Consider the following 22,795-nt stretch of genomic DNA (forward strand, 5'->3'; position numbering starts at 1 on the left):
CTTTCTTACGATAATGATTATCATAGAAGTAAGTGGAGCTCGAAATAAGTACAAAAGTAGCTCGATATATTATCAAAAAAAACAGGGCCGCCTAAAACATAACCAACTGAACAAATAAATATGAATATTATCTTTACAAGTGTAATTAATTCCACTTAATATGTGCCCGTTTTCAAGGAAGCTGTATTTTAGGAAGTAAATGCAGTTATGAATTATTAATAGGGATAAATGGTATGCAAGGAGGCTTATTTCGAAAAGAAGTTATTGACAATCAAAATAATCGTTTGCATGGTGATGTCATACTTCTTCCAAAGTTTTCTCATACTATTTTAATCATCAGTCTCATATTTTGGATTATTGCTGTAGCTATATGGCTAATAAATAGCTCTTATGAGAGAAAAGAAACCGTTGTTGGTTGGATAACACCTGATAACGGAATTATCAAAGTTTATTCTAAAAAAGCTGGAGTCATTAATAAAATTCTTGTTAAAGAAGGACAGAAAGTACAGAAAGGACAGCCTTTACTTATAATCGGTAATGATAAGAATCTAGCTGATGGGCACGAGCTTGAAGCAACGCTATTAAATGAATATGATTCACAGCGGTTATTGATCAAAGCACAGTTGGTGAGAGCTAATGAAATATATCAGATGCGTCTTATCAGCCTTCACCAAAAAATTAATTCATCCAAACAAAACTTATCTTTGCTTAGCAAACAGATTGTTAGTGCTAATATAAGATATCAAACCCAATTAAACAAAACTGCACAACTGACAACCTTGAAAAATCAAGGGCATATCAATCAAAACGATTTAGACAAAGCTAAAGAAAAAGAATTACTGCTAAAGAGTGAAGTTGAAGAGCTATCTAGAACTCACCTAAATCAAAAAAACCAAATAACTCAACTTACATCAGACACAAAACTACTTCCTGTACAGAATTTAAATGAAATAGACCAATTAAAAGAAAAGCTGAGCAAAATCGCTCAGAATGTAACAAATATACGTGGCGAACAGTCATATGTTGTTAAAGCTTCTAAACTTGGCACTATTACTAACTTGCAAGCGATAGAAGGTCAATCAACCAATTCAGCCTTGCCATTATTAACGATAATTCCTAGTAATTCGGTATTACAAGCAAAATTACTCATTCCTGTTTCTGCTTCTGGTTTTTTAGCTCAAGGTCAAGATATAAAAATTCGTTACGATGCCTTTCCATATCAAAAATTTGGAACATATTCTGGAAAAATACTACAAATTTCTAATTCTGTCCTACTACCCGGCGAACTAGTAACGCCAACTATTAAAGTGACTCAACCTGTATATTTAGTAGTCGCACACCTTGCGTCACCTCATGTAAAAGCATTTGGAAAAAACATTGATTTAAAGGCAGGAATGACACTCTCAACAGATATTACTCTTGAAGAACGCACACTTATAGAATGGTTATTATCTCCTATATATAGCCTTAAAGGGAAAATGTGATGTCGGGTGATTCATTTAAGTTGTTGAATTTTAATGATAAAAGAAAACTTCCTTCAATACTGCAAAGCGAAGCTTCGGAATGCGGTCTAGCATGTTTGTCGATGATATCTAGCTTTTATGGTAATAACTCTAGTTTAAATACAAATAGACAACATTATCCGGTTTCTATTCACGGTATAAACCTTAAGCAACTAATTGATATAGCATCAAAAATGAATTTTACTGCAAGGGCAGTAAAGCTCGATAGTGATCAGGTCGTTAATTTGCCCACTCCTTGTATTCTTCATTGGGATTTAAAACATTTTGTTGTATTGAAAAAAGTATCTGGAAACCAGTTTACAATTCATGATCCAGCTAAAGGTGTACAAAGGTTAAATCTCAAAGAGTTTAATAAGCATTTTACAGGAGTAGCTTTAGAATTAACGCCAACAAATGACTTTGATACTGCTCCAGTAAATGAAAAAAAATTAAAAATAAGAGATTTATGGGGAGATATTTCAGGTTTAAAACGCAGTCTACTTCAAATTTTAGTGCTTTCATTACTATTGCAAATTTTTGGAATTATTTCGCCATTCTATATGCAAACGGTAGTGGATGATGTCCTCTTAAGGAACGACACTAACTTACTTATAACTCTAGCTATTGGTTTTTCATTACTATTAATGATCCAAGTCGGGACTACGGTACTACGTGACCATGTGACTTTATACCTATCTAACCGTTTGAGCATTCAAATGGTCTCAAATCTATTTCGACACCTAATTAGGTTACCAATTGACTACTATGTAAAGCGACACATAGGAGATACAGTATCTAGATTTAATTCTCAAGAGAAAGTACGAAATATTTTGACCAACACAATTGTTGCTGTATTTATAGACGGCTTACTTGGCGTAATCACTCTAATTGTAATGTTTTTCTATGATATTAAGCTTACTTTAATAGTTGTTATTATTGTAGTGCTGTATGCATTAGTTCGATGGATACATTACCACCCTTTTAAAGTCATGACTGAAGAAAGTATAGTTTCAAAAGCCAAACAAGATTCGCATTTTATTGAGTCTGTTAGAGCGATCCAAACTCTAAAAATGTTTCAAAGTGAAAACGATAGACAAGGTCAATGGCAAAACTTAGTTGCAGATACTATGAACAAGAATATTAAAATAGCCAAATGGAATATTGGTTATGACTCATTTAATAAACTTTTATTTGGGTTTGAAAATATTCTCGTCGTATATTTTGCAGCTCAATCAGTAATGTTTGGGGGAATGTCATTGGGTATGTTGTTTGCTTTTATGAGTTATAAGAACCGCTTTACTAATGCTATGAATAGTTTAATCAATCAATGGATATCTATTAAAATGCTAGATCTTCATCTGAGTCGGTTAGCCGATATTGCTTTAACACCAGTAGAAAAAATTAGCAATAATTTGTCAAATTTGCATGATACCCCTTCGATAAAAGGGAAAATAGAAGTTAGGAATCTTTCTTATCGTTATAGCGAAACAGAACCATATGTTTTTGATAATGTAAGTTTCGTTATAAATGCAGGTGAAAACGTTGCAATCACTGGCACTAGTGGTTGTGGTAAATCTACGTTATTAAAATGCTTAATGGGGCTGCTAGAACCAACAAAAGGTGAAATTTTAATTGACGATGTACCATTGAAAAAAATTCCTGATTATCGAAGCCAAATTTCCGGTGTGATGCAGGATGAGCAACTACTTAATGGGAGTATATTTGATAACGTTGCTTGTTTTGAGACTACACCTCACTTAAAGAAAGTTCATAATAGTTGTTACTTTTCAGCTATTCATAGAGAAATAGAAGCCATGCCTATGCAGTATGAAACCTTAGTTGGTGACATGGGTGCAGGGTTAAGTGGTGGACAAAAACAACGGATTGTTATGGCTAGGGCGCTTTATCGTCAGCCTAAGATTCTGTTTATGGATGAGGCAACTAGCAATTTAGATGTGAAGACCGAATTGGTTGTAAATAACAATCTTCGAAATCTCGCTATAACTAGAGTGCTAGTAGCTCATAGACCTGAAACGGTCAAATCTGCCGAAAGGCAAATAAACTTAACCGGCTAATTAAAGCCAAATTTAGTATTTATAAAGGAAAAAAAATGGAAATTACTACTAAAAAAAGCATTACCGAATTATCTGCAAAGGAATTATTCATTGTTGCAGGAGCTGGGGATCATGAACCTGGAGACAATGGCGAACATTGGGAAGATATTGGTTTCAATGGTGGTAGTGCGAGTGGAAACTTAGGCCAGATAGCTGATGGTTTAAGTGATTTTGGTGATTGGTTAAATGATCTAGGTTCAGATCTGGGGGGCTGGGCATACGACACGTGGGGCTAAAATAAAAGCATAATAATAAGCAATTGGATTATCTAATTGCTTATTAAAAAATATCTAAGAAGTAAGTCTATTAACAAATAAAAATTGATACAAATGGACTTACTTCTAATTTAATAAGTGTCAACGCTTATGAGTTTAAAGAGTGGAATTTAGCCTTCTCAAGGCAAAATTAATTAAATGGGCTAATGAAGCCGTATGCGCACTTATAAGCAAAAAGATATGGAAATAATTATTAAAAATATTTACAGAATTAACTGCAAATGAATTATTTGCTGTTGCTGGAGAATATGGGTTTGATGACATTTTTTTAAGATGTCTGTGTTGGCGCGGGCTTTAGTGACTTAGGTGATTGGAACATGATACTTGGGTTTAGAGTAAAAAAACAATAAGAAATCTTCAACGTAATTCTATAAGTATAAAAATATGAAAATTGATATAAATGAGCTCACTCCTAATTTAATAAGCTTTAAGGCATATGAATTAAAGGAGTGTAAGTTATTTTGGCATAACCCCTCACTTCTAAAATCTATGAATATAGAAACAGCTTCTATTCTTTCTTATGCAACATTAAGTAATCAGTATATAAATAAGAGTAGGCTTAATTTAGATAAAGAAATTACTTTTACTGGGGAGCGTTATGGAGGTAAAGGTATCGGAACTAATGGCGGTGGCGCCAGATGTGGTAACTATAATAATTTACAATATAAGGGAATTGGAAGTAATATTTTAGCTAATAGTACAACGAATCATTCGCATACAAATGGAACACTATCATTATTGGATGGTGTTACTGAAGCCATTTATTCTGAAGTATTGAGTCATATATTGCCTAATGGTGTAGTAAAGGTTATTGGACTTATAAATACAGGGAAAGATACTGCATACTGTAATTATTCAGGTAAAGGAAGTAAAAAGATAACAGCTGGAGCTATACTTATTCGCGAAACATGTATTAGGCCTGCTCACTTTTTCCCCATTCCTTATTATCAATCTAAAGAAAACGACTCAGAATTTAATGATGTGATAAGAATCAAAAAATTACATCGTTTATTAGCTAAAAAGTTTAAAGATTTTGATGATTTTGCAAAATATGTTGGCCAAGTGATGAACCTTCATGCAAATCAATTTGCTTTCTCAAGAATTGCTAGGATTAGTCATGGGGCGGTCACCCCATCTAATATATCATTAAGTGGAAAATGGTTAGATCTAAATACAATCAATTTTTTAGATTCAAATAAAAACTATACAACTAGTGAACAACAAGTACCCTTTCATCAAGAATCTGATAGCATTAACCAAATATTTCAAGAGCTAGTTTATACTTTTTGTAAATACAATAATTTAAATTTTTCGTCAAAAAGTTTGTCTTTATTTTATAAAAATAATTTAAATCAGATGATTGAATTTCATACTCCTTGGGTTTTAGGGTTAGACCGCGATATAGTGAATGGTGATATTGGTTATATCAGCCAGTATATTATGAAAGCCATCTCTGCTGATTCTAATATTGTATTTGCTCTATCATATATTAAAACTAAAGATCCTATGACACTGCTTATTTCATCTCTATTTGAAAGTGTTTTTAATAGAAAAAAAACATTAATTCAACAACCAAATTCTGATATCAACAATCACTTCATCAAGCTGTTAAGAGCTGTATATCAGAAGAATATGTCAAGTGGCATGAGCTTTTTTAGCTTTCTTATTCAAACGTATTTAATAGCATCTAAACGCTCTTATTTTCATCAAGTGTTTAATAGAAACCGTATCACAGAATTAGTCATTCCAATGATTAACACTGCTCAGCTTAATAAACTCCCTCTATTTATAGATCAAATTACCAAAGCTTCAACTTGGATATTCGATGATAGTCATACAAAACTTACTAAAATATTTAGCTCCGTTGATGTCTTAATTACTTATAATTCAACGACTGAAACATTTGAATTTAACAACCTACTAATTAAAGATACCCACACTTTTAAGTATGCTTATCAATTAAAAGAATTTATGCAAACTGAAGATAATACAAGATTGGAAACAGCCTCATTTGATTTTAAGCCTGATCTCATAGAGATATTAGGACATATTTCTCATGTCTAAAGCAATCCAAATTTTAAATTATAAAGATTATTATGATCTTAGTCTTATAGCACTTAATTCTTGTGAAATCATTGAAAAAAAAAGGTATGGGTTAATAAAAACAGCATTTGGATATACTAATTTCAAAATTTTTAGAACTGAGAATAAACAACTTCCCATCGCTTATATATTGTGGGCTGAAGTAAGTCATGAAAGTTATAGTCAATTAATAAATTTTGGACGGCTCCCTCAATACAACTATGAATGGGTCGAAGGAAGTTACTTTATTGTTATGGATCTTGCAATTGCTAAAGGGTGGAGGTATTCGGCTATACCATTACTACGACAATTCTTACGGAAACAGTCGAAGTTTGCTTATAAGAGAAATAACAAAATTAAAATTATTAATCAGCCACTAAAAGAAGAATTATGATGCATCACACCCTAGAAAAAAAGCGTAAACTTTCTTTCATAGATATTAAGAAAATAGCCTATTTCACGGCTTTGTCATTAATCACAGCAATTGTTTATAAGTTTATATACATAATCATCGCAAATCTCTTTATTCTAAAAGATCCAATCCCTTTGAACATGATGTTTGAATCAGGGTATCAGATAAGCTTATCAAGATATATTTCATCAATATTAGTAGCGCCTATATTTGAAACGGCAATTTTTATTATATTAATTCATGTGGTTACAAATAAGTTGAATGATAGCCGTTTGTTTTTTATTTTATGTAGCTCGCTTTTATTTGGTATATATCATTTTCCAACAGGGGGCTGGTTCCTTACCATTAGCACGTTTTTGGGTGGTATTATTTTTGCTTGGTCATATCACTACTTTCGTAATAAACTCATTAAAGATCATGCTGCTTATGCAGTTATTTTGATACATATGTTATTTAATTTTGTTTTTTTACATTTGTAATAGTTAAGAACTATTTATTAACATGGAAGCATTTTAAAATGCCACAGAACTTAGTTAACATTCCCACTTCACATGTGAATTTATTTCACAAGTTACTCATTGAGCTTAATAGAGATATAACTATTGAAGCAATTATCGGGTATGGTTCCTTTTTTCAAAAGGAAAACAGCAAGAACAGTGATATCGATATAGTTGTATTAACAAAGCGTTCTATCCACCAAAAAAAACTACTACAAATTGAAAAACAGGACTTTGAAGTTTTTTATTTTGGTGTTGAAAAGTTTGCTACAATATTAAAAAATTTTGATGAGTGTTATGTTCCCGCTATGGCTAATGGGACCATCGTTTATGACCCTAATCAATTAGCCATTGAAGTGATTAATGCTGCGAAAACAATCTATCGAAAAGGCCCTAGAGATTTATTAAAAGATACGATGTTTATGAATAAACTCAGAAGCCGTGCCAGAACACACCTTTTGGATATGAAGGACTCAGTATCCAATCCAATACTATTTAATGTTTGCCATTATCGATTGCTATTTATAATTTATCGATTGATTTGTATGCAATACAAGGAATGGGAGCGTAGTCCTAAAAAAATGTTTGATCATGTTGCCCTGCTATCAACTCACTTACATGATATGTTAATAATTAGCTTAAGTAACATAAACCATAAGACAAGAGTTGAGGCATCTGAAAAATTAATCGAGGAATTATTGGCACCACACGGAGGGTTGTTGCAGCCTAATGAAATAGTATTCTACTAAGATATATTTAGTTGGTTTCTCATTACAGTAGATATTTCAAGTTACAAGTTTGGGATATGCATTCGTGTTCGAGTGATTATTATCTCTATGTTAGTCTTTGTAATAAAAAATTCTTACTATTTTAGTATGAAACTTTATTACTTGAAAAAAGCTATTATATATATTTTAGTATGATACTTTATTTTTTATATTCGTGTATTTTTATACATAAAATAGGCTGTACAGAGTGATTTAGTATGAGACTTTATTACTCTCCTACATCAATAATTGAGATTGAATGTATTTTACTTAAAGTTATAAATAAAAACGATACCGTTAAACGTATCGTTTTTTGTTATTAAGCGTTATTAAAATAGTACATATAAATTAAAATGAATATATAGCACTGTATTTTGAGTAAGTTATATAATTTCATTAGTAATATTTGGTATTAATTAAAAAAATTTGTGTGATATAATTAACGTCAGATTAGGTTTAATTATCATCTAGTCTCTGGCGTGAGTAATACAACCATTTAAGTCGTAAATTAGGGCTAGTTGCATACTTATATAACTCTACATTGATATAAGGTAAATCGCTTTGCGTGTTACGCCGCCCTAATATTCCTAATACAAAGCCATTCAATTTAGTGTGGCGCCCTCATACCGTTTTTCGGTGGGCACGTCAGTGCCAGAATTATTAATAAACAATTAAAAAGCGTTAAAGCATTAAATAAAATTTTTAGTTTAATAATATTGAGCTAAATATCGCATAGGCGTTTTGTTAAACTTATTACAAGGTTATTTATGTTAGAAAAAATGAAACTAGATTGGCTCTCTAATGTTCGAGGTGATCTACTCGCAGGTATTGTTGTAGCGCTGGCTTTGATCCCCGAAGCTATCGCTTTTTCTATTATTGCAGGTGTTGATCCTAAAGTGGGCTTATACGCATCATTCTGTATTGCTGTTATTATCGCTGTTGTTGGTGGACGTCCTGGTATGATCTCTGCGGCTACAGGTGCTATGGCATTGTTAATGGTAACCTTGGTGAAAGAACATGGGCTTGAGTACCTTCTTGCTGCAACCTTACTAACAGGTGTTTTTCAAATATTTGCTGGTTATTTAAAGCTGGGTAGCTTAATGCGATTTGTTTCTAGCTCAGTAGTCACTGGTTTTGTAAACGCACTAGCTATACTTATCTTTATGGCGCAATTACCTGAGCTTACAAACGTTACATGGCATGTATATGCGATGACAGCAGCAGGGCTTGGTATTATTTACTTATTCCCATACTTACCTGTTATTGGTAAAACTATTCCATCTCCATTGGTGTGTATTGTTGTGCTAACGGGGGTTGCTATGACCGTAGGGCTAGATATTCGTACCGTTGGTGATATGGGCGAATTACCTGATACTTTACCTATCTTTTTATGGCCTGATGTACCGTTAAACTTAAATACATTAATGATTATTTTACCTTATTCAGTGGGGCTTGCTGTTGTTGGTTTACTTGAATCTATGATGACAGCAACGATTGTTGATGACTTAACCGACACAAAAAGTGATAAAAATCGTGAGTGTAAAGGTCAAGGTATTGCAAATATTGGTGCTGGTTTAATGGGCGGTATGGCGGGTTGTGCCATGATTGGTCAATCTATTATTAACGTAAAATCAGGTGGTAGAGGTCGATTATCTACGTTTGTTGCTGGTTTATTCTTGATCATCATGGTGGTGTTTATGGATGAATGGATCAAGCAAATTCCTATGGCTGCACTGGTTGCCGTAATGATCATGGTTTCTATTGGAACCTTCTCTTGGACATCAGTGATTAATTTAAAGAAAAACCCGCTTTCAAGCAGCATAGTGATGATTGCAACTGTTGTTGTGGTTGTTGCCACACATAACTTAGCGATGGGCGTTTTAGTGGGGGTATTATTAGCAACCTTATTCTTTGCCAATAAAATTGGTCGTTTTATGGTAGTCAAAGCTGAAAAAACTGGTGAAAACGTGCGTACTTATCAAGTTATTGGTCAAGTCTTTTTTGCTTCCTCTGAGCAGTTTGTTGAGTCGTTTGACTTTAAAGAAGTAGTAAGTAAAGTTGTTATTGATTTAACTAATGCGCATTTTTGGGATATAACATCGGTATCAACACTTGATAAAGTTGTTATTAAATTTAGGCGTGAAGGTGCAGAAGTCGAAATTATTGGTATGAGTGAAGCAACAGAAACAATCGTTGATAAGTTTGGTGTACATAACGATCCGAAAGAAGTTGAAAAATTAATGGCCGGACACTAAGGAGAGAACCATGAAAAATATTATTACATGTGTAGATAGTTCGGCTTATGCGGATGATGTATGTAACGCAGGTATTTGGGTAGCTCAAAAACTGAATAAAACACTCTTATTTTTACATGCTATTGAAAAGGTGAATACGCCTGTAGTAGAAAATTTAAGTGGTAGTATTGGTTTAGGTGCTCATTCATCTTTACTCAAAGAAATGTCTTTACTAGATGAACAGCGTAGCAAACTAGCATTAACGGTAGGTAAAGAAATGCTAGAACAGGCTTGTGAAATAGCAGTTACTCATGGCTGTAGCTCAGTTGAGAAAACTCAGCGCCACAGCGATATCACTGAAGCTATTTGTGATCTTGAAGCCGATGCGCGTTTTATTGTTATTGGTCGTTCAGGTGAAAATCATGGCAAAAACTTTAAAGCTTTAGGTTCGCATATTGAACAAATTATTCGTCATGTAAATACGCCTGTACTTATCGCTAATAAAGGCTTCAAGGAGCCTGAAAACTTTATGTTAGCTTACGATGGACGAGAAACTGCTGATAAAGCTGTTAAGCGTATTATTGATGGTGGTTTACTGCATAATTTAACGTGTCATTTAGTGACAGTAAAAAATAAGCAAAGTGCTTTAGCTGAAAAATTTGAGCAAACTAAAAGTTTACTAATCGAAAGTGGATTTAATGTTAAAGCAAGCCTTTTAGAAGGTAACATTTATGATGTTTTAATGAATTATAAAACTGAAAATGATATAGAAATGCTAGTGATGGGGGCATTTTCACACTCTAAAATTGCGCAAGTATTTTTAGGTAGTAATACGTTAAAAATGATGGAAAATACAAACTTACCTATGGTGATTTTGCGTTAACTTAACCTGTTTATAAAATATCGTATTTTTATTTTAAAAAGTTAATTAGCTATCAAACGCTTTAAAGCTTAGCGTTTGATAGCATCATCATAATGATAAAACAGGTATAAATTATTTAAATACACCTATATATGAAGGGATAGAAATATCTAACTTCATATCAGTACTTGTTAATAAGCCTGTTTTCACATCACGTTTTAGAACCGTTACGGTATTAGAATTTTGATTAGCAATTAATAAGTGATTTTGGTTAGCCGACAATGTGATATCTCTTGGCCAGTTACCTAATGTAGTATGAGATTGAATAAACTTAACCCTTCCATCATCATTAATTTTTAACACAGCTATCTCATTAATACCTCTCACGGCAGCATAAAGATATTGGCCATCGTTAGATATTTTTATGGCAGATGAAATGTTTTTATCCCCTCTTCCTTTTGCAATATCAACGTGCTGAATTTGAGTTAACTTACCTGTTACTTCATTTTGGGTAAATACAGCAACAGTATTTGATAATTCGTTAATAACATATACCCAAGGCTTTTTCGGATGAAAAATCATATGTCTAGGGCCATCACCAGCAGGTAACTTAGCTGCAACAGCTGGCGTAAATGTTTTATCATTTGAATTAAACACTTTTACTTCATCTGTACCTAAATCAACCGCATACAAAAAGTTACCAACATTATCCCAAGTAACAAAATGCATATGTGGTTTTTCTTGTCGCCAACTTGGCCCTTTACCTGAGTTTTTAAAGTAACCCGATTTTGATAACTCTTGTGTTTTTGTATCAATATTAAATAAATGCACATCACCAGAGCCGTAATTAGCAATAGCTATTTGTGTTTCTTGGGGGTTTAACGATATGTGGCAAGTACCTTGGCCTAAATCTTTCATTTGTTGCGCTAAACTGTATTGTCCTAAGTCATTGTTCCAAGTAAGACGATCTACACTACCTGATTTACTTCCTGTTGCTGCAAACAATGTTGATTGGTTTTTTGATAGAGCTAGATAAGAAGGATTTTCAGCGGTCGCAATTACACCATCATTAGTAAAAGATTGTGCTGCTGGGTCTAACGTTACCTTATATACACCTTTACTCGACTCTTTAGTGTAAGTACCAATTAAAAAGTGTTCTTTAGTATCTATTATTGGTGATGCGGTATTTTCTGTTGTTTTACAACCTGTTAGCATTATAAGAGAGCTAATAAGTGCTGATTGTATTATTTTTTTAGATATAACGTTCATTCGAGGCCTTGTTGTCGAAATGTTTTTTAATGGCATTATCATATATAAATTCGTAAATATTTGTACAATTAATCATTTATTTGAAATGAACAAGCCAAATTTTTTATGTGTGAAGGCTATTGACGATATTTTTGATAGTGCGGATGAAATTCAAGAGAATCGCACCAGGTACTAAAACTTGTTTGATCATATAAATGGCTCGCTGCGGAGTACCATTTTGATGCTTTAAAGGGTTCTAATATAAATTTTTTTTTATGGCCATCAATAGCAATATAACAAGCTAAAGTTAATGCAGTTTCATTAGTTACCTTTATTCTTGGTGCTCCTTGTAGATTGGTACTATGTTCTATATTTACTTTAGGCAAAGCCTGTACAGATAAGGTAAACGTTCCTAAAATAGCAAAATAAAAGCAATAAGTTGTAATAGAATAATTATTCATGGTGTGAAGCGCTTAATGTTAAATGAGTCGATAAACTATAGTTAAAGCTAGGGTCTATTGATAAAAAAAATACGATTATTTAATATTTACTATTGAAAGCTTGAATAGCTGCCACCATAACCTTTATAAGAAATTCATATATGCTGCTATCTTTGAATAAAATAACCAGTAGCGATAATAAAAGAGAAAATAAAAATGGCTAATAATGTTCCAGTAAGAAGCGATCAGCATAAAAATTTAAAAGTAGCATCACAGCGTAACTTAGCACATGTAGCAGATCAACATATTGCTCCAATTAACGCGTTAGAGTTCGCACAAGCGGCAACAAGTTACCCTGTTATCATGGTAAAAGATCCAGAATCATCACGTTACCGTAGTGTTGTTATGTTAGGTTTAGAAGCTGGCGAAAATTTATATTACAGTGAAGACAAATGGGATGCTATCTATGTTCCACAAGGCATCTCTATGGTGCCATTTGGTTTAGGTTTAGATCCAGAAAAAGAAAAAACATTAACAACGTGTATTGATTTAGATAGTCCATTTGTTGGCGAAGATAAAGAAAACGCTCTTTTTGATGCTGATGGTAAAGACACTGAATTTTATAAAAATGTACAAGATTCATTAGGTCGTTTATATGAAAGCGAAATAATGACAGATAAGTTCATTAAAGAATTAGAAGAAAATAATTTATTAATGGAATTAGAACTTAATATTACTTTTAGCAACAACCAAACTAAAAAATTAGTAGGTTTATTTGGTATTAATGAAGAAAAACTTTTAGAGTTATCTGACGAAAAAGTTGTAGATTTCCACAAACGTGGCTTATTTATCCCTATTCATGCAATGTTAGGGTCAATTGCTCAAGTTAATCGTTTAGCACAATTACGTAACTTAAGTAGCTCAGAACAGAAAATTGCCGGCATTAAATTTACTCCAGTAGTTGCTGAAGAAAAAAAATAAAGCTTAGGTAGTTATATATAAAGAGGCTTAGGCCTCTTTTTTATTACCTAAAATAAATGAATGAGTTTTTTACCAAGGTAAATGAAGCGATGTTATTAATAAATTTTTAATCGTGGTATAACATTCACACCAGAAAATTATTCATTAACACATTGATTGACCTGTGTTAGTTTAAGCAAATGTTTGGAAAAACTATTGAGGGATATATGACACAGCAATCAAAAGTGCCTTTGGATATTGAGGAGCAAATTCAAAGTCTTGCTGGTGATATTTACGTTCAAATTGAAGATAAGGTATCAGCATTTGTTTCTACGTACGCAAAACCAGCAGAAATTACGAATGAAATAATAGAAAACCATCTAACTTATCAATCACTAAAAGCTGACTTTACAAAGTTAGAAGCAGACTTAGAAAAAGTTAATTCGGTTAATACGACTGAAATCGAAGAATATAAAAAAATTATTGCAGAGCTAAATACGCAAGTTACTAATCGCGATGAAGCTATTAAGAATAATGAGCAGTTAAACACCGCAAAACTGACCGATACTGAACAGGTGTTAAAAGAAAAGCTTGCTGAGTTGTCTACACTGACAGAAGCTTTTAATCAGTTAACACTTGAAAATAAAGAAAAATCAAAAGCTTTAACTCAGGTTACAGAACAGTTAGATGAGTCACTAAATAAAATTAAAACGTTAGAAACATCTGAAAGTTCATTAGTTAAAAATAACAAAGCTAAAGCTGCCACATTAGAAGTTCAAAACCATCAAATATCAGATCTCACATTACAACTTAATAATATAACCAGTGAACTCGATTATCTTAAAGCAGAGCATAGTCAGCAGGCTGAATCATCAAATAAACAATTATCAGAAGAACAACGTACAGTTAAACAATACCAGCAAGAAATAACGGATTTAAAACAAAAAATTACCAATGTAGAAAAATCTTTATCTACTGAAATGTCAGAGAAACAAAAGTTAGAAAGTCAAATTAATACATTAAATCAATCTATTACCAATATTGATAAAACATTAGATAATGAGAAAAATGTAATAGTTAAACTTAATAAAGAAATCGACGTATTAACACAAAAAAATACAGAAATAGAAACATCGCTACAAAGTGAAAAACAAGCGGCTAAACTTTTACAGGATAACATCATTCAATTATCTAAAGAAAGTTCAACACTAGAGCAAAAATTATCACAAGAACAAAAAAACATAGAGAGTTATAAAAAAGACATCGCAGAGTTTTCAGACAAGGTTACTGAGTTAGAAAAGCTTCTTGTAATAGAGAAAGATAAAACCAAACAAACTCAAGCAGGCTCAGAATCCCTTCAGAAAAAACTTAAAGCATTACATGAGCAACTCACAACTAGTGAGAATGCTAAAAAAGAGGCTGAACGTTTACTTAATGTTGAACGACAATTACAAGGCCAACAAAAGAGTAAACACTTATTAGAAATAGACTCATTGAAGAAAAGCATTGATGGGCACAGAGCTGAATTAGAAACGCTAGTTTCTACCAATGAAAAAAATAAAGCGGATGCTAAGAAATTAACTCAGACTATTACTGATTTAGAGAAAGAAAAAAGTCAGCAACAACAAGCCGTGGCAGAAAAAGAAAAATCTCACCAATTGGTATTAGCTGAATTAAATAAAACGCTTTCTCAAGAACAAAAAGTAGTTAAATCATTTGAAGAGCAACTGAATAATCAAAAAGTAGCGTTAGAAGAGCAAATTAAAGCTCATAAAACGCTAACAGAAAACTCAGCTAAGTCTGATAGCGAATCATTAAAACAAATAGCTGAATTAGGTAATAAACTCATATTGTTAGAGAAAGATGTAACAGAGTTAACGGCAAAAAATAAAGACTTATTGGACAACAATAAAAAAGCAGATAAAGCGATTGAAGGTTATCAACAAGAAATAAAAACCTTAAAAGAAAAATATGAAAGTACGCACAATAATGCTGAAGAAATTAAAAAACGGGTTGAAGCCAATAAAGAAAAACAAGAAAATGAGTATAATAAAGCGCGCGATACCATTAAATATCTGCGTGATGAAAACTTAGAGCTACATACTAAGTTAGATCAACAAGTCAGCGAGTTAGAAGATAAGCTACGCGAGTACCGTTTGCGTTTTGAATATGCTCAAAAACAGTTGAATCAACAATAATCTAATAATGAATAAGTATTAATACTTATTCATTATGTTGTAATGGAAAAATCTTTTGTCTAAACCTCTTTCTTTTAATGCATTAAGCCAATGGCAACAAATTGCATTTAGTGCGGCCCTATTAGAACGTATGCTACCTAATTATAAACTTTTTTCTGAAGCGACTGAGTTTGGGGAATATGCTGTATTACGTAATCAACTTGACACCGTTTGGCAGTGGTTAGATAAAAATAATCGCTGTAAAATTAATTATGAAGCACAGCTAACCAAGTTAGAACCGCAAATACCTGAACCGGAGTCGTTTGACTTTTTTGGTGTTTATCCTGCTTTAGATACTTGTATGGCCATGGTGTCGTTATTTCAAATAATGCAAGATAAAGACTCTGATGGATGCATGAATGTTAGTAAGCTGTCTGAAAATAGCGTAGTAAAATATGTAGAGTTAATGCTGAGCCAAGAGATGGAAGAAGACGCTATTTCTGATGAGCATATTGACTCGCACCCTTTAATGGAGTGGGAACTTGCAACCCAGCAAGAACTTTTTAATTATATTAGCATTGCACAAGAAAATAAAAAATCGTGTATACATGCTAAAGCACTCGTTCTTGAAGAAGGTTTATCTAATTTAGGCATAGAAATTTAATCATCAAAACCTAGATTAGGAATATTTAATGTGTAGAGTGACTAAATGAGACTATTATCATTATTCAGTTGCTTACTCATATCCTTATATAGCTGTTGTAGTTGTGCGGCGACTTTATCAAATAAAAATCTGAAAGTAGAACAAGCAATTATTAACGCCATGAATGTATTTAACGTTCCTGGTGTAGCTGTTGCTGTTGTGCAAAATAATCAAATAGTATTCAGCCAAGGATTTGGTGTTAAAGAATACGGTAAATTAGATCAAGTCACACCTGATACCTTGTTTGGTATTGCTTCAAACACGAAAGCTATGACGGTTGCACTATTAGCACAGCTAGTTGATCAATATAAAATTTCTTGGCAAACCAAAATCGTAGATATTTTGCCAGAATTTCAATTGTATAACGATGCCGTAACTCAAGATTTTACCTTAATTGATTTGTTGTCTCATCGTAGTGGGTTAGGTATGGGAGCTGGCGACTTATTAATATGGCCAAGTAATGTAAACACTGATGTAAATGTTATTCGTCGTTTAAAATACCTTCCCCAAGTTTCTCGTTTTCGAACAGAGTTTGCCTATAACAACTTAATGTATATTGTTGCTGGTAAGGTTGTAGAAAAAATCACAGGGAAACCATGGAGCAATGTTATTCAATCTAATTTGTTCAACGGATTAGGTATGCATAATTCTTTTGCTAGTTTTTCACAATTAGGCGATAAACAAAAAGATATCGCTACACCTCATGTATTTATAGAAAAAGAATTAATAGCGGCTAAAAATCATTATTTAGAAGGATTTTCATCCGCGGGTTCTGTTGTTTCTTCAGCGAATGATATGTCGCAGTGGATAAAAACATTACTAAATTCGGGAAAACTAACCTCTGAGAAAACAACCCTATTTAAACTGTTATATACTTCAGAACAAGCAAGAAAGATGTGGCAACCACAAACATTGCGTATAGTTACAGAAGTAGCAACTGAACATGATAAAACACACTTTTCAGCTTATGGTTTAGGCTGGTTTTTAAATGATTTTCATGGTGTAAAGCTGGTTCATCATAGTGGTAGTATCCAGGGTATGGTGTCTAAAGTTGCTTTAATACCAGAGAAAAATTTAGGCGTCGTTATTTTATCAAATCAAGAGTCAAGAGCTGCGTTAAATGCTATTTATAGAGAGATTTTCGAAGCTTATTTAGGTTTAGCTGAAAAGGATTGGGTCGAATACTACTATCAACAAGAAAACAGGATATTAAAGCAAGAGAAAAAACGCTTAAATAAAATTGAGTCTCATTTAGCTGAACTTTCTAGCCCACCACTCGCTTTAGAAAAGTATGCTCAAACTTATGTTGATAAATGGTATGGCGAAATTAAAGTTCAGCTAAAAAATAATAAATTATTGATGCAGTTTAGCAATACTCCAGCTTTAAAAGGCGAACTTATTCATTATAAAGATAATACTTTTATTGTACGTTGGTATGATAGAAAGTTAGAGGCAGATGCTTTTGTCAGTTTTGTAGTAACCCCTGAAGGGTACATTAGTTATGCCACTATGGAAGCTGTATCGTATTTAACTGATTTTAGTTTTGATTTTCAAGATCTTAAATTAAAACCCCTAAAGTAAATGTTATAGTATTTTAATTATTCTGATATAAACGATAAGCGACTTGCCCTGCTTTTTTCTCTTTTAATAATTGCCAGTTATTGGGTATCGCTTTAATTTCTTCTTCACTTTCCATTTCAATATAGATCAAGGCACTTGATTCAAGTCGATTATTATTTAACAAATCGATAGTTTGCTCAATTAACCCTTTACGAAAAGGTGGATCAATAAAAACAATTGAAAATTTTTGTGTACACTTTTCTAAATAAGTTAAGGTATTGGTATTTTCAATCGTTATATTATTGGCTTTCAATAAGGCTTTATTTTGTTCTAATTGCTGTGCTGCTGCTTTGTTGAGTTCAATAAGCGTAACGCTCTTAGCTCCGCGAGACTGCGCTTCAAAACCTAAACCACCAGAGCCAGCAAAACAATCCAAGCATATGCTTTCATGCATATAAGGCATTAACCAATTAAAAACAGTTTCTTTTACTCTGTCTGTTGTTGGTCTTAGCCCTTCAGCCATTAATACAGGGAGTTTTCTACCTCGATGTTTACCTGAGATAATTCTAATGCTTCCTTTAGCTGAGCTTTTTGATGTTTTTTGCTTATTCATGAAAGATGTTGTCGCTGATTATGACTGTTTATAAGGTATACATTTACAAAACCTTAGTTTTATCAAGGAATACCCGAAACAATCTTTAATGTCAGTGATATTAAATGATACTATGTGGGTAATATTATCCCTGTTTATTGCATTAATGCCATCAATATGTGTGGCACATAGAAGAAATAGTTTTATGTCTAAAAAGAAAGGTATGTTTTCTTGGTTAGGTTTTGGTAGCCAAGATAAAGAAAAACAAGAAACACCTATTGAAGAAAAACCTCAAGTAGAAGAAGTGTCTGCTGAAATTGAATCTGTAGCGGCAGTAGACGAAAAATTACTTGAAGATAACGAAAATAGTATTGTAAATACTACACTAGAAAACGAAACTATCCTGCCAGAGCCAGAGCCAGAGCCAGAGCCAGAGCCAGAGCCACAGCCAGAGCCAGAGCCAGAGCCAGAGCCAGAGTCAGAGCCAGAGCCAGAGCCAGAGCCAGAGCCAGAGCGTGGTTTTTTTGCTCGTTTAAAGCAAGGTTTGAAAAAAACCAGCCAAAATTTAGGTGGTGGAATATTTAGTTTATTCCGTGGTAAAAAAATTGATGATGAGTTATTTGAAGAACTAGAAACTCATTTACTACTTGCTGATGTTGGTGTTGATACCACCACTAAAATTATAGATTCATTAACGGCTTCAGCATCTCGCAATCAATTAAAAGATGCCGAAGCTTTATACGACTTATTGAAAGTTGAGCTTAAAAAAATTATTGAACCTGTAAATCAACCTCTTGTTATTCCTGAAGGTAAAGGCCCCTACGTTATCTTAATGGTCGGTGTAAATGGAGTAGGTAAAACAACAACAATAGGTAAACTTGCTAAACAATTTCAAGCTGAAGGCAAATCGGTTATGTTAGCCGCAGGTGATACTTTTAGAGCTGCTGCAGTTGAACAGTTACAGGTATGGGGCGAGCGAAATAATATTCCTGTTGTTGCTCAACATACCGGCGCAGATAGTGCGTCTGTAATATTTGATGCAATTAGTTCAGCCAAAACAAAAGGTGTTGATGTGCTTATTGCTGATACTGCCGGCAGATTACAAAATAAAGATCATTTAATGGAGGAGCTGAAAAAAGTTGTTCGCGTGATGAAAAAACTTGATGAAAATGCACCACATGAAGTCATGCTAACTCTGGATGCTGGCACTGGACAAAATGCATTAAGCCAAACTAACTTATTTGATAAAGCGGTAGGATTAACTGGGCTAACACTCACTAAGTTAGATGGTACTGCAAAAGGTGGTGTGGTATTCGCTATTGCAGACAAACATAATATTCCAATTCGTTATTTAGGAGTTGGAGAAGGTATTGATGACTTAAGACCTTTTAAAGGTGATGATTTTATTGATGCTTTATTTTCTCATGATAACGAACAGAGCTAACACTGCTAATTTATGATCCGTTTTGATAATGTAAGTAAAGTTTACCCGGGGGGATTTGTTGCACTTAAAGATGTCAGTTTTCAAGTGGAATCGGGGGAAATGGCTTTTTTAACTGGCCACTCTGGCGCAGGTAAAAGTACGTTGTTAAAACTTATGTGTTTAATGGAAAAAGCCACAAGTGGTACTGTTGAACTTAATAACACCGATCTCTCAAAAATCAAGTATAACAACATCCCTTACGCTCGTCGCAATATCGGTATGATCTTTCAAAATCATAATTTGTTAATGGATCGTACTGTTTTTGATAATGTTGCGCTGCCCCTCATTATTGAAGGTTGTAGTTTAAAAGAAACACGTAAGCGAGTTGAAGCTGCATTAGAAAAAGTACATCTACAAAATAAACTTAAGTATTATCCTAATATGCTTTCTGGTGGAGAACAGCAACGCGTTGGTATAGCAAGAGCTCTTGTTAATAAGCCTCCCATATTGCTGGCGGATGAGCCAACAGGAAATTTAGACCCTAAACTATCATTAGATATCATTAAGCTTTTTGAAGAGTTTAATGATTTAGGTGTAACTGTGCTTATTGCGACTCATGACTTAGGCTTAATTGCGCGCATGAAATATCGAACCTTAACCTTAAAGCAAGGTAAAATGATCACCGACGGATTAATTGAAGGCTTACATTCAAAAGGGAAACAAGATGCAAGATAGCGAACATTTTGCTCGTCCTTCGAATAAATTAGGCTTTTCGGCACGTTTTGCTGGCTGGGTTATTCGTCATGTTCAGCAAGGTATAGGAAGTTTAGGTGATTTATGGCGTACACCTTTTACTTCAGTGATGACTATTTTAGTTTTAGGTATTAGTTTAACCTTACCTGCTACACTTCACCTTTTTGTTAAAAATGCTAAAACCGTTACAGAACAGTGGAATTCAGCTTCTGAAATAACTTTGTTTTTAAAGCTTTCCGTTTCTGATAAATCAGCTCAGCAACTTGTTCAACGACTTTCTTTGTATCCTGATATTGCCAGTGTGAAATATGTATCGGCAGAGCAAGCATTAGCTGAATTTAAAGTGCTTTCAGGGTTTGGCGACGCTCTAGAATATTTAGACGATAACCCTTTACCTGCGACCGTTTTAGTGACGCCTACTCAACGAGCTAGTCAGGCCGAAGCAGCTGGCGACTTATTACTTAAATTAGAGCAAGAAAGAGAAGTAGAACAAGGTAAACTTGATTTAGAATGGTTAACTCGATTACAAGCTATGGCTGAATTGATTGAAGATATAGTTATCGGTTTAGCGTTATTGTTATGTTTATCCGTAGTGTTAATTATTGGTAACACTATACGTTTGGCTATTTTAAATCAGAAAGACGCTATTGCTATTATGAAGCTTGTAGGCGCTACCGATGCTTTTATTCAACGACCATTTTTATATGCTGGTATTTGGTACGGTATATTAGGTGGTTTAGTCGCTTGTTTATGCGTATATGTATTAGGTACATATTTATCTTACGCACTAGAAAATCTAACACATCTATATCACAGCAACTTTAAACTTGAAGGTTTAACTTCTTCTGAAATTCTATTATTAATATTATCCGCTATAATTCTAGGCTTTTCAGGCAGCTATATTTCTGTTCGTAAGCATATTAAAACAATAGAACCTACAGCTGATTAATACCACCAATATCATTTTTTTGAAATTACTCTGTAACTTTATCTTGTTATTCTAGGTCTTTTATTTTGAATGTAACTATAGATATGGCGAAATCATCCATATTCTTATTAGTATTGCAAAAGTAACAATTTCATACATATTAGCTTTTAAAAGTTGCGATAGCCTGTTGTATCGCTATCCCAGTTAAGTTAATGTGTTCTTATAAATGGTCGCGATATAAATAAAGGGATGTTATAATCGCGAGGAAAGCAAGGTAATACGGAGAAAGTAAATGAGTAATTCGATACAAACTACAGCATTGACTGTCCCACAAAGTGGCAGTATTGAAGCCTATATGCAATCTGCGTATAGCATTCCTATGTTAACGGCTGAGCGTGAGAAAGAATTAGCTACTCGTTTATACACAGAAAACGACTTACAAGCGGCGCAAGAATTGATTATGTCGCACTTACGTTTTGTTATACATATTGCTAAAGGTTATGCTGGATACGGTTTAGCACAAGCTGATCTTGTTCAAGAAGGTAACGTTGGTTTAATGAAAGCGGTAAAACGTTTTAATCCTGAAGTGGGCGTTCGACTCGTGTCTTTTGCCGTTCATTGGATTAAAGCCGAAATACATGAATTTGTATTACGTAACTGGAGAATTGTTAAAGTTGCGACAACTAAAGCCCAACGTAAATTATTCTTTAACTTAAGAAAGAATAAAAAACGCTTAGGCTGGTTCAGTAATGAAGAAGTTTCAAATGTAGCTGAAACATTAGGCGTTACAAAAAAAGATGTACTTGAAATGGAATCTCGAATGAGCAACCAAGATCAAGCATTTGAACTTTCTGCCGATGACGATGACAACGCCAATGCGACTACCTTTTCACCCGCTCAGTATTTGGAAGATAAATCGTCTGACTTAGCTGACTCGGTAGAAGCAAGTGATTGGAGTGATCAAGCTAACCAACGTCTGAGTAATGCATTAATATGTTTAGACGATAGAAGTCAGCATATTATTCGCACACGCTGGTTAACGGAAGATAAAACAACGCTTCAAGACTTAGCCGATAAATATCAAATATCAGCTGAGCGCGTACGTCAATTAGAAAAGAACGCATTAAATAAATTAAAAGCATCTATGGCTGCTTAATAAATATAAATGTGAGTAGAAAACCGACAGTAGTCGGTTTTCTTGTTTATAAAAAGATTTATAATAAGGTAAATTATTCTATTTAATTACCTTATATTTAAAAATTAAAA

The 22,795-nt window shown here is 33.4% G+C and carries 20 protein-coding genes; 17 read left to right on the top strand and 3 right to left on the bottom strand.

Annotated elements, in window-relative coordinates:
* The first annotated feature begins 233 nt into the window (after positions 1 to 233).
* The 9 genes from B0X80_RS09240 to B0X80_RS09280 all read left to right on the top strand — a co-directional run bounded on the left by B0X80_RS09240 (position 234) and on the right by B0X80_RS09280 (position 10,766).
* On the top strand, positions 234 to 1,484 hold the full coding sequence (locus B0X80_RS09240; protein ID WP_077339699.1) for an HlyD family secretion protein: 1,251 nt from the start codon (positions 234 to 236) through the stop codon (positions 1,482 to 1,484).
* Positions 1,484 to 3,577, top strand: coding sequence for a peptidase domain-containing ABC transporter (locus tag B0X80_RS09245; RefSeq protein ID WP_077339701.1), 2,094 nt, complete (start codon positions 1,484 to 1,486; stop codon positions 3,575 to 3,577). Before B0X80_RS09240 ends, B0X80_RS09245 begins: the two co-directional genes overlap by 1 nt.
* A gap of 35 nt (positions 3,578 to 3,612) precedes the next feature.
* Positions 3,613 to 3,852: a hypothetical protein gene (locus B0X80_RS09250; protein ID WP_077339703.1), complete on the top strand. Its 240-nt coding sequence runs from the start codon at positions 3,613 to 3,615 to the stop codon at positions 3,850 to 3,852.
* Positions 3,853 to 4,275: 423 nt separating this feature from the next.
* Positions 4,276 to 5,955, top strand: coding sequence for a hypothetical protein (locus B0X80_RS09255; protein WP_077339705.1), 1,680 nt, complete (start codon positions 4,276 to 4,278; stop codon positions 5,953 to 5,955).
* The gene (locus tag B0X80_RS09260) at positions 5,948 to 6,367 is read left to right on the top strand and encodes a hypothetical protein (protein ID WP_077339707.1); all 420 of its coding nucleotides are present in this window, start codon (positions 5,948 to 5,950) and stop codon (positions 6,365 to 6,367) included. Before B0X80_RS09255 ends, B0X80_RS09260 begins: the two co-directional genes overlap by 8 nt.
* Entirely contained in the window at positions 6,364 to 6,864 is a 501-nt protein-coding gene (locus B0X80_RS09265) for a CPBP family intramembrane glutamic endopeptidase (protein WP_077339709.1), read from the top strand. Before B0X80_RS09260 ends, B0X80_RS09265 begins: the two co-directional genes overlap by 4 nt.
* Positions 6,865 to 6,902: 38 nt before the next feature.
* On the top strand, positions 6,903 to 7,631 hold the full coding sequence (locus B0X80_RS09270) for a nucleotidyltransferase domain-containing protein (RefSeq protein ID WP_077339711.1): 729 nt from the start codon (positions 6,903 to 6,905) through the stop codon (positions 7,629 to 7,631).
* A 785-nt stretch (positions 7,632 to 8,416) separates the two neighbouring features.
* Positions 8,417 to 9,904 carry a SulP family inorganic anion transporter gene (locus B0X80_RS09275; protein WP_077339713.1) on the top strand — a complete coding sequence of 496 codons (1,488 nt, stop codon included), beginning with the start codon at positions 8,417 to 8,419 and terminating at the stop codon, positions 9,902 to 9,904.
* A 10-nt stretch (positions 9,905 to 9,914) separates the two neighbouring features.
* Entirely contained in the window at positions 9,915 to 10,766 is an 852-nt protein-coding gene (locus B0X80_RS09280) for a universal stress protein (RefSeq protein WP_077339715.1), read from the top strand.
* 111 nt (positions 10,767 to 10,877) lie between these two features.
* Here B0X80_RS09280 and B0X80_RS09285 read toward each other — a convergent pair whose 3' ends face one another.
* Complete coding sequence (locus tag B0X80_RS09285; RefSeq protein WP_175623916.1) at positions 10,878 to 12,014, bottom strand: lactonase family protein; 1,137 nt, start codon at positions 12,012 to 12,014, stop codon at positions 10,878 to 10,880.
* Positions 12,015 to 12,130: 116 nt separating this feature from the next.
* A complete protein-coding gene (locus B0X80_RS09290; RefSeq protein ID WP_077339719.1) occupies positions 12,131 to 12,454 on the bottom strand; it encodes a hypothetical protein in 324 nt (107 codons plus the stop codon).
* 195 nt (positions 12,455 to 12,649) lie between these two features.
* Here B0X80_RS09290 and B0X80_RS09295 point away from each other — a divergent pair, with 195 nt between their 5' ends.
* The 4 genes from B0X80_RS09295 to B0X80_RS09310 all read left to right on the top strand — a co-directional run bounded on the left by B0X80_RS09295 (position 12,650) and on the right by B0X80_RS09310 (position 17,854).
* Entirely contained in the window at positions 12,650 to 13,414 is a 765-nt protein-coding gene (locus tag B0X80_RS09295; RefSeq protein ID WP_077339721.1) for a SapC family protein, read from the top strand.
* A 206-nt stretch (positions 13,415 to 13,620) separates the two neighbouring features.
* Complete coding sequence (locus tag B0X80_RS09300) at positions 13,621 to 15,591, top strand: hypothetical protein (protein WP_077339723.1); 1,971 nt, start codon at positions 13,621 to 13,623, stop codon at positions 15,589 to 15,591.
* A 55-nt stretch (positions 15,592 to 15,646) separates the two neighbouring features.
* Positions 15,647 to 16,234, top strand: coding sequence for a YjaG family protein (locus B0X80_RS09305; protein WP_077339725.1), 588 nt, complete (start codon positions 15,647 to 15,649; stop codon positions 16,232 to 16,234).
* A gap of 45 nt (positions 16,235 to 16,279) precedes the next feature.
* Complete coding sequence (locus tag B0X80_RS09310; RefSeq protein ID WP_077339727.1) at positions 16,280 to 17,854, top strand: serine hydrolase; 1,575 nt, start codon at positions 16,280 to 16,282, stop codon at positions 17,852 to 17,854.
* 13 nt (positions 17,855 to 17,867) lie between these two features.
* Here B0X80_RS09310 and rsmD read toward each other — a convergent pair whose 3' ends face one another.
* Positions 17,868 to 18,446 carry a 16S rRNA (guanine(966)-N(2))-methyltransferase RsmD gene (gene rsmD, locus B0X80_RS09315; protein ID WP_077339729.1) on the bottom strand — a complete coding sequence of 193 codons (579 nt, stop codon included), beginning with the start codon at positions 18,444 to 18,446 and terminating at the stop codon, positions 17,868 to 17,870.
* Between the two features lie 184 nt (positions 18,447 to 18,630).
* Between rsmD and ftsY the strand changes: the two genes are divergently transcribed.
* From ftsY to rpoH, 4 genes are all read left to right on the top strand, one after another.
* Positions 18,631 to 19,869 (top strand): signal recognition particle-docking protein FtsY, encoded by a 1,239-nt coding sequence (ftsY, locus tag B0X80_RS09320; RefSeq protein WP_077339731.1) that lies wholly within the window; start codon positions 18,631 to 18,633, stop codon positions 19,867 to 19,869.
* A gap of 12 nt (positions 19,870 to 19,881) precedes the next feature.
* Positions 19,882 to 20,583, top strand: a complete 702-nt coding sequence (gene ftsE / locus B0X80_RS09325; protein WP_077339733.1) for a cell division ATP-binding protein FtsE — start codon at positions 19,882 to 19,884, stop codon at positions 20,581 to 20,583.
* Positions 20,573 to 21,550, top strand: a complete 978-nt coding sequence (ftsX, locus tag B0X80_RS09330) for a permease-like cell division protein FtsX (RefSeq protein WP_077339735.1) — start codon at positions 20,573 to 20,575, stop codon at positions 21,548 to 21,550. The genes ftsE and ftsX overlap by 11 nt, the downstream gene beginning before the upstream one ends.
* A gap of 271 nt (positions 21,551 to 21,821) precedes the next feature.
* A complete protein-coding gene (gene rpoH, locus B0X80_RS09335) occupies positions 21,822 to 22,685 on the top strand; it encodes an RNA polymerase sigma factor RpoH (protein WP_076417429.1) in 864 nt (287 codons plus the stop codon).
* Positions 22,686 to 22,795: the final 110 nt, after the last annotated feature.

It is taken from the genome of Pseudocolwellia agarivorans (genome assembly GCF_002000085.1).
In the GTDB taxonomy this organism is placed as follows: Bacteria; Pseudomonadota; Gammaproteobacteria; order Enterobacterales; family Alteromonadaceae; genus Pseudocolwellia; species Pseudocolwellia agarivorans.